Source organism: Halorubrum halodurans, assembly GCF_002252985.1.
In the GTDB taxonomy this organism is placed as follows: domain Archaea; phylum Halobacteriota; class Halobacteria; order Halobacteriales; family Haloferacaceae; genus Halorubrum; species Halorubrum halodurans.
This window is the reverse complement of the sequence record NZ_NHPJ01000122.1, coordinates 1-6,975: the sequence shown is the minus strand read 5'-3', so window position 1 is coordinate 6,975 and position 6,975 is coordinate 1. Positions and strand designations below refer to the sequence as shown.

Annotated in this window: 9 protein-coding genes; 5 read left to right on the top strand and 4 right to left on the bottom strand. The window is 71.6% G+C overall.

Annotated features, from left to right (window positions below):
* Positions 1-329: 329 nt before the first annotated feature.
* From DJ70_RS14080 to DJ70_RS14060, 5 genes are all read left to right on the top strand, one after another.
* A complete protein-coding gene (locus DJ70_RS14080; RefSeq protein WP_066414134.1) occupies positions 330-596 on the top strand; it encodes a 50S ribosomal protein L37 in 267 nt (88 codons plus the stop codon).
* Positions 596-730 (top strand): DNA-directed RNA polymerase subunit P, encoded by a 135-nt coding sequence (locus DJ70_RS14075; RefSeq protein WP_094534055.1) that lies wholly within the window; start codon positions 596-598, stop codon positions 728-730. Before DJ70_RS14080 ends, DJ70_RS14075 begins: the two co-directional genes overlap by 1 nt.
* Before the next feature lie 12 nt (positions 731-742).
* Complete coding sequence (locus tag DJ70_RS14070; protein WP_094534053.1) at positions 743-994, top strand: KEOPS complex subunit Pcc1; 252 nt, start codon at positions 743-745, stop codon at positions 992-994.
* 149 nt (positions 995-1,143) lie between these two features.
* Complete coding sequence (locus DJ70_RS14065; protein WP_094534059.1) at positions 1,144-1,527, top strand: prefoldin subunit beta; 384 nt, start codon at positions 1,144-1,146, stop codon at positions 1,525-1,527.
* Positions 1,528-1,533: 6 nt separating this feature from the next.
* Positions 1,534-1,857, top strand: coding sequence for a DUF3194 domain-containing protein (locus DJ70_RS14060; RefSeq protein ID WP_094534051.1), 324 nt, complete (start codon positions 1,534-1,536; stop codon positions 1,855-1,857).
* Positions 1,858-1,921: 64 nt separating this feature from the next.
* Here the strand turns inward: DJ70_RS14060 and DJ70_RS14055 are convergent, their stop codons facing one another.
* The 4 genes from DJ70_RS14055 to truD all read right to left on the bottom strand — a co-directional run.
* Positions 1,922-3,931 (bottom strand): DUF2070 family protein, encoded by a 2,010-nt coding sequence (locus tag DJ70_RS14055; protein WP_094534049.1) that lies wholly within the window; start codon positions 3,929-3,931, stop codon positions 1,922-1,924.
* A 104-nt stretch (positions 3,932-4,035) separates the two neighbouring features.
* Positions 4,036-4,698, bottom strand: a complete 663-nt coding sequence (locus DJ70_RS14050) for a DUF998 domain-containing protein (protein ID WP_094534047.1) — start codon at positions 4,696-4,698, stop codon at positions 4,036-4,038.
* 120 nt (positions 4,699-4,818) lie between these two features.
* On the bottom strand, positions 4,819-5,373 hold the full coding sequence (locus tag DJ70_RS14045; protein ID WP_094534045.1) for a GMP synthase subunit A: 555 nt from the start codon (positions 5,371-5,373) through the stop codon (positions 4,819-4,821).
* 151 nt (positions 5,374-5,524) lie between these two features.
* Positions 5,525-6,975 (bottom strand): tRNA pseudouridine(13) synthase TruD (gene truD / locus DJ70_RS14040; protein WP_143421044.1); only part of this gene is annotated, 1,451 nt, incomplete at its 5' end.

The following is a 6,975-nucleotide window of genomic DNA, read 5'->3' as shown; positions in this document are numbered from 1 at the left end:
AAAGGGGCAGTCGCGAGGACGACGGCGGCCGACGTAAGCACTGGAAGGAGTGAGCAGAGCGAACGACTGAAGCGCGCAACGAGGCCCCCAAGTCCTCGCGACTGGGGCTTTGGCGGTGTTCACCGCGCTAGCAACGACTCTTCTACTCACTCCGTCGCCACTCGATCGACGAAGCCCTGCCAGTGAACGACGGTTCCTTCGAGAACGCATCCGAGAAACAGGAATTCAACGAAACCGAGGAACGGAAAGCGAACGGATACGCCACGGAGGCGCACGGCCGTGGCCGACTCGTAGCCTTTTTACCCACGCTGGCGGTATCCAGGCACACTATGGCTGAGGACAAGGCACGAAGCACCGGCAGCGCGGGCCGATTCGGGGCCCGCTACGGCCGCGTCGCCAGAAAGCGGGTCAAGGACATCGAGGGAGAGATGCAGAACGCGACGGTCGACGGCGACGACGTCAAGCGCGTCGGCACCGGCATCTGGGTGAACGAGGAGACCGGCGAGACGTTCACCGGCGGGGCCTACCGTCCCGAGACCCCCGGCGGCCGGACCGTCCGCCGCTCCATCCGCGCCGCGCTCGCCGACGAGGAATAATGAGTTACAAGTGTTCCCGCTGTAAGCGCGACGTCACGCTCGACGAGTACGGCGGCGTCCGCTGTCCCTACTGCGGCCACCGCGTCCTCCTGAAGGAGCGCGGCGGCGACGTCAAGGAAGTCGACGTCGAGTAACCGGACCCCGCCGTGACCGACCGCGACCACGGAACGCTTCTCTCCTTCGAGTACCCCGACGAGCGGCGCGCCCGGATCGTCGCCGACGCGCTCGCGCCCGAGGTCGGCGAGCTCGACGAGTCCCGGTCGAGCGCGACCGTCTCGCGGGACGGTTCCGTCGTCCGCGTCCGCGTGACCGCCACCGACCTCGTCGCGCTGCGCGCGGGGATCACGAGCTGGTCGCGGCTGGTCGCGGTCGCCGAGGGCGTGAGCCGGGATCGATGACCCGCGCTCGCCGCGGACGGTACGGCGAGCGAGAGGACGGTTCGCCCGATATGGTCGCTCTCCCGTCGATTTTCGGGACCGCTCGCTCTCGTCGGAGAAGTCGGGGGTTTTTCCGTCCGGACCGCCTCGGTCCGCCCATGCAAGGGAACATGCCGCCCGAGGCACAGGAGAAGATCGAGGAGCTTCAGGAGCTTCAAGAGACCGCACAGCAGGTCGCGGAACAGAAGGAGCAGGCGAAGACCGCGCTCAACGAGTCGAAGACGGCGCTCGACGCCTTAGAGGACGTCGACGAGGACGCCGGAATGTACCGCGAGATCGGCGAGGTGCTCGTCGAGACCGACTACGACTCCGCCTACGACGACCTCGAGAACAAGGTCGATTCGCTCGAGGTCCGCGTCGAGCAGCTCGAGAAACAGGAGGAGCGCGTTCAAGAGCAGTTCGACGACCTCCAGGGCGAGCTCCAGCAGATGCTCCAGGGCGGCGCCGGCGGCGGCCCGATGGGCCCCGGCGGTCCGGGCGCGGGCGGCGCGTAGAGACCGATGAGCGAGGACGCGTCGAGCGAGCGACCGACCGACGACGATCCGGCCGACGACGATCCGGCCGACGGCCCTCCCGCCGGCGACCCCGCCGACGAGGAGGTCGTCCGGACCGCCGCCGAGGCGGCCGAGGGCGTCGTCTTCCGCCGATACGACCAGTCGGCCGTGACCGACCTCGACGTCACGGTCACCTTCGAGGACGGCGTCCTCGACGTCGACGTCTACCTGAACGCGCCCGACGGCCCCGACGACCCCGACCCGGAGGCGGTCGCCGAGGCGGCGACCGAGGCCGCGGGCGAGGCCGTCGACGAGCTGTTCGGAGAGTAGAGAACGGGGCGGCGTTCGACCCGTTCGTCGTTTTCGACCGAAAGCGGGAGCGCCGTCCCGCCGCTCACGTCAGGAAGAACAGCAGCACGCTCACCGACATGGCGAACAGCGTCACCGCCGCCGCCAGCGCCGCACCGAGCGATATCGCGGCGTTGGCCTGCGTCGCGAGGGTTTCGGTGCGGTCGTTGCCGAAGACGGTCACCGTCGCGTGTTCGGTTCCCCCGCCGACCGCGACGGGTTCGAGGTCCTCCCGCGCGTCGACCGCGAGCGACGCGACCGTCTCCGCGAGCCGGTCGGCGTCGATCTCCTCCCCGACCCGGTTGTCCGCGCGGGTCCGGTTGACGACGTGGTTGTCGGTGGTCATGACCTCGGCGCGGTCGATCCCGGTCGCCTCGCGGACGGCCGCGAGCAGGTCCTCGCGCAGGCCCGGCACCATGTTGTTGCCGTCGATGAGCACGTAGGCGGCCTCGACGCCGGCGACGCGGGTGACCGCGACACGGACGCCGAGCGGGCCGATCCCCTCCTCGGGCGTCCAGTCGGTCGGCTCCCAGGCGACGCCGAGCTCCGTCCGGCCGCGATCGGCGTCGGCGGTCGCCCTGCCGGCGGAGCCGGCGGCCTTGTACAGGTCGTAGGAGCGCTCCGAGCCGGGCGTGACGTGGCCCAGGTCCGCCCCCGAGAGTCCCGTGTGGCAGTTGTGGCCGTCGACGAGGAGGACGTCCTCCGCCCCGCCGGACCGGAACTCCGCTCTGGCGGACTGGCCGACGGCGAAGTCGACGTCGTCGGCCGACCCCGGCGCGAACGTCGAGACCGCGAGCGCGGCGTCGCCGAACCGCTGGGCCAGCACCGACGACTCGCCGGCCTCGACCGAGAGCGGGACCGTCCCCTCCCGGCGGAACGTCGCGTCCGCGAGCGCGCGGTCGGCGGCGTCGATGACGCAGTCGACCTCGCTCTCGGAGACGAGGTTGAAGTCGTGGCCCGCGGTCGCGTGCGGCGGGAAGCCGATCCCCTCGGCCGAGAGCGCCACCCGACGCGGGAGGTCGCCGCCGCCGATCTCGCCGAGCGGGCCGGGGTGGATCATCGGCAGCACGAACCGGGCCTTCTCCGCGCCGAGGCGGGCCGGATCCACCCGGCCGCCGTCGGCGACGGTCGCGTCGGGATCGTCGCCGGCCGCGTCGGTCTCCGTACCGTCACCCCCCGTACCGGCGTCGTCTCCCTCGATCACCCGGAACGACAGCGCCGAGACGGGGACGACCGCCTCCTGGCCGAGCCGCTCGAAGAACTCCTCGAGGTCGCGGGACTCCTCGGCGGCGTAGCCGATGAACCCGCGGATGAAATCCAGCACCGAGACGTCGAGCGCGCGCCGCCACGGGCGCTCGACCGCGACGAGGAACCCCCAGACCGCGACGGCGTAGAGCAGACAGAGCGCGCCCAGAAGCAGGAAGTGGTCGAGCGTCACCGCGTCGAAGACGGGCGGTCCGTGGTCGGTCCGCGAAAGGAACACGACGTACGCCTCGTAGGCGGATCCTCCGTCGATGAGGAGGCGGGCGGTCCCGCCGTACACGAAGAGCAGGGCCGCGGCGACGGCGGTCTGGACCAGCGCGGGGACGCTGGCGGCGGGGACGGAGACCCGTGAAACGGCGAGGACGGCGAGCAGTCTGAGGGCGAAGATCGACGCGAGCGCGACGACGAGCGCGTCGAAGACGAACCGCTGGGAGAGCCCGAGGACGGCGGCGAAGACGCCGGCGACGACGAGGACGACGACGACGAACAGCTCACACAGGAGCGCTAAAAGCGCCGAGCGGTTGTACGTGAGGCTTCCGCCGAGCGCGCGGTCGACCGTGGTGGTCGTGAGCGCGGCGACGACCGTCGGCGCGCCGAGGAAGACGATCCCCTGCCAGGCGTCCTGGCCGACGAGCAACACGGGGTACGTCGACCCCATCGTGGAGGCGGAGTCGAAGACGGCGATCCCCGTGAGCCCGCCGAGGAGTACGGCGAACGCGAGCGTTCGCGGCCAGCGCGGCGCACGGAAGATGAACTTGGAGAGCCCGGCGAGCCGTCCCTGTGTCGCGGTCACGGGTTCGCGATATTCGCCCGCGGATGAAAATCTCTCCGGCTTCCGCTCGGGCGGGATCGGCGAGCGACACCGTCCGCGGGCGGGACGCCGTCCGCAACCGCTCGTCAGTCGAGGATCGCGTCGTCGGAGTCGCGGGAGTCCGCCATCAGGTAGCCGCCGAACGCGAGGAGCCAGAGGACGAGCGGATAGACCACCCAGCGCTCGATGCCGCCGCCACCGAGGAACTCGAGCGGGTGGGGGCCGCGGACGACCAGTCCGTAGAAGAAGACGCTGACGAGAAGGGTCAGGGACGTACCGCCGAGGAACCCACACAGCAGGGAGAACGGCCTGGAGACGACCCGCGAGGAGAGCACCACCGTGATGCCGCCGCTGAAGAACGTGAGCAGCGCGAACAGGCCGTGCCACGGCGTCACGTTCCCCGGAAACACCCCGACGCCGAACGCGCCGAGTCCGAAGACGCCGAGCGCGACCGGGAACCCGCGTCGGTCGGCGACGCGGTAGAGGAGGTACGCGGAGAGCACCACGACCAGTCCGGTCACGAGCATCGTCGCGTTGAACACGGTCGCCGACGGCTCGTGGATCACCGGGTCGGGTGGACGCGTCGATCCCAGATCGCTGATGTCCCGTCTCGTCGAGTAGTTCGGGTAGAGGAGTTCCGCGGTGATGATGCCCATCAGCCCGACGAACCCCGACGAGGCCAGGCCGAGGCCCGCCGCCGACGGCGCTGAAACCCCGAATCGGGAGCGGAGGCCGTGCTCGTCGTTCATCGACGGTCCGGTCTCCGGGTGAGGACAACAAGGTTTCGGCACGGGGACCGACCCCGCCGCCGATCGTCCTCCGTCGAGGGGTCGGCGCCGGAGGAGGCGAGACCGGGGAGCGGGAACCCGCTACGCCGACTCGCAGATCGCGACGAAGTTCTCGAAGACCGCCTCACCCTCCTCGGTGTGGGCGACCTCGGGATGCCACTGGACGCCGTACAGGTCCTCCGCGACGTTCGACATCGCCTCGATGCCGCAGACGTCGGAGGTCGCGGTGTGGGCGAACCCCTCCGGGAGCTCCTTCACCTCGTCGGCGTGGGAGGCCCACACGCGGGTGTCGGGCGCGAGCGACCCGACGAGCGGGTCGTCCTCGTCGACGATCGCCACGTCGACGTCGGCGTAGCCGCCGTAGTCGCCGCCGCCGACGCGCCCGCCGCGCTCGTCCGCGATCACCTGCATCCCGAGACAGATGCCGAGGACGGGGATCTCGAGGTCGAGGTACTCGCGGGCCCTGCCGATCCGGTCCATGTCGGGGCCGCCCGAGAGGACGACCCCGTCCGCGTCGACCTCGGCGGGCGGCGTGTCCGCGTCGACGATCTCGGTGTCGACGCCCATGTCCCGGAGCGCGCGCCGCTCCAGGTGGGTGAACTGGCCGTGGAGGTCCAAAACGACGATCCGTGTCATGGACGCGATCCGCGGGGGCGGCACAAAAACGACTCGGAACGGACCGCAGGGTCGTGCCGGTTCTCGACCGTGATCGCCGATGATGATCCACAGTTGTGGATCTCATCCTCCGGCGGGTTCGCGGATCCCCACCCCGTCGGGGATCGAGCCGCTACCGCTCCAGCGGGTCGACCTTCGTGAACTCGCGCAACAACACGGTCGCGTACGACCCGCTCGGGAGCGCGAACGCGAAGGTGGGATCGCCCCCCTCGAACGTCACCTCGAGGTCAGTCCGGACCTGGATCGCCCGGCGGGTGCCGCTCGAGTCGAACTCGCCGGGGAGGTCGAAGTCCGCGGGCTCGACCCCCGCGTCCGCGAGCACCGCCCGCTCGATCTCGCCCGGCTTGCCCGCCGCGAGTTCGGTCCCGGTGCCGACGAGCGGCCCGGTGACGAAGGCCCGGCCGCGCGCGCAGTGGCGCGCCATCACCTCCACCCGCCCGTCGGTCACCCGCTGTTCGCGGTCGATGTCGGGCGCGTACAGCTCGTCGGGGGCATCGCGGTCGGCGAAACACGCCACGTCGCCGGCGACGGGGCGGTCGAAGGGGAGCCCGCGGGCGAGCCGCTCGCTCACGATCCGGTTGAACAACACCGACTGGGCCGCGTTGACGAAGAGCCGCTGGAGGTTCGAGGGTACCGCCTCGAGCGCGTGCCGCCAGTCGTCGTCCGCGGGCGGCGCGGCCGGGTCGACGCCGCGCTCGGCGAGCCGGGAGAGCATCCCGCGCTCGAACCGGAGCTTCCGGGGCATCGCGTCGAGACAGGCCGCCCAGTCGCCGTCGCCGGTGCCGTCGGCGGCGCGGGAGGCGTCGTCGTCCGCGGCGGCGGGAGCGCCCTCCCCGCCGCCCGTGGCGTCCTCCCCGTCGCCGCCCGCGACCCCGAAGGCGTCGTCGACGCGCCGCCGGCCGGCGCGGGTGTCGTCCGGCTCGGCCGGCGAGGGGTTCCCCGCGTACAGCCGGACCGCCTCACGGAAGTCGCCGCGGACGACCGCGAGCCCGACGCGGTGGGTGACCGGGCGGACGCTCCCGAACCGCTGTTGCCCGAAGTAGTTGGGGACCGCGACGGGGGCGTCCGGGTCGTCGGGGTCCGCGCCCGCGAACGCCCGGAGGTCGCGGGCGATCGCTCCGACTCGCTCCGCCGCGTCCGGGACCGCGTCGGCGACGCGGATCTCGAAGGCGTTGCCGGCGAGGTCGCCGAAGGAGAGCCGGCGGCCGGCTCGGCCGATCGGCTCGACGTCGACGCCGCGGATCTCGGGAAGGTCCTCGGGGTCGACCTCCCGCAGCGTGAACAGCTGGGTCGTCACGGCGCGTTTGTCCTTCGTGCCCGCCCAGGAGACGCGCTCGCGGCTGATCCCCAAAGCGTCGGAGATCCGGCGCGCGAAGTCGTTCGTGTCCCAGTTCCGGAGCGTGGCGCGGACGACGAGCTCGGGGTAGCCGCCGCGGTCGGCATCGAGGGGATCCGGATCGAACGCCTCCAGCTCCGTGACTCGGAAGTCCTCGGGGCGCTCGCGGAGCCGGCCGCCGATCCCGTCGGCGTCGCTCACGAACCGCTCGATGCCGACCGCGGCGG

Bases quoted from the DNA above. Each gene is read 5' to 3' on its own strand.
- DJ70_RS14080 (WP_066414134.1), top strand. From the start codon at position 330: ATGGCTGAGGACAAGGCACGAAGCACCGGCAGCGCGGGCCGATTCGGG.
- DJ70_RS14075 (WP_094534055.1), top strand. From the start codon at position 596: ATGAGTTACAAGTGTTCCCGCTGTAAGCGCGACGTCACGCTCGACGAG.
- DJ70_RS14065 (WP_094534059.1), top strand. From the start codon at position 1,144: ATGCCGCCCGAGGCACAGGAGAAGATCGAGGAGCTTCAGGAGCTTCAA.
- DJ70_RS14060 (WP_094534051.1), top strand. From the start codon at position 1,534: ATGAGCGAGGACGCGTCGAGCGAGCGACCGACCGACGACGATCCGGCC.
- DJ70_RS14050 (WP_094534047.1), bottom strand. From the start codon at position 4,698: ATGAACGACGAGCACGGCCTCCGCTCCCGATTCGGGGTTTCAGCGCCG.
- DJ70_RS14045 (WP_094534045.1), bottom strand. From the start codon at position 5,373: ATGACACGGATCGTCGTTTTGGACCTCCACGGCCAGTTCACCCACCTG.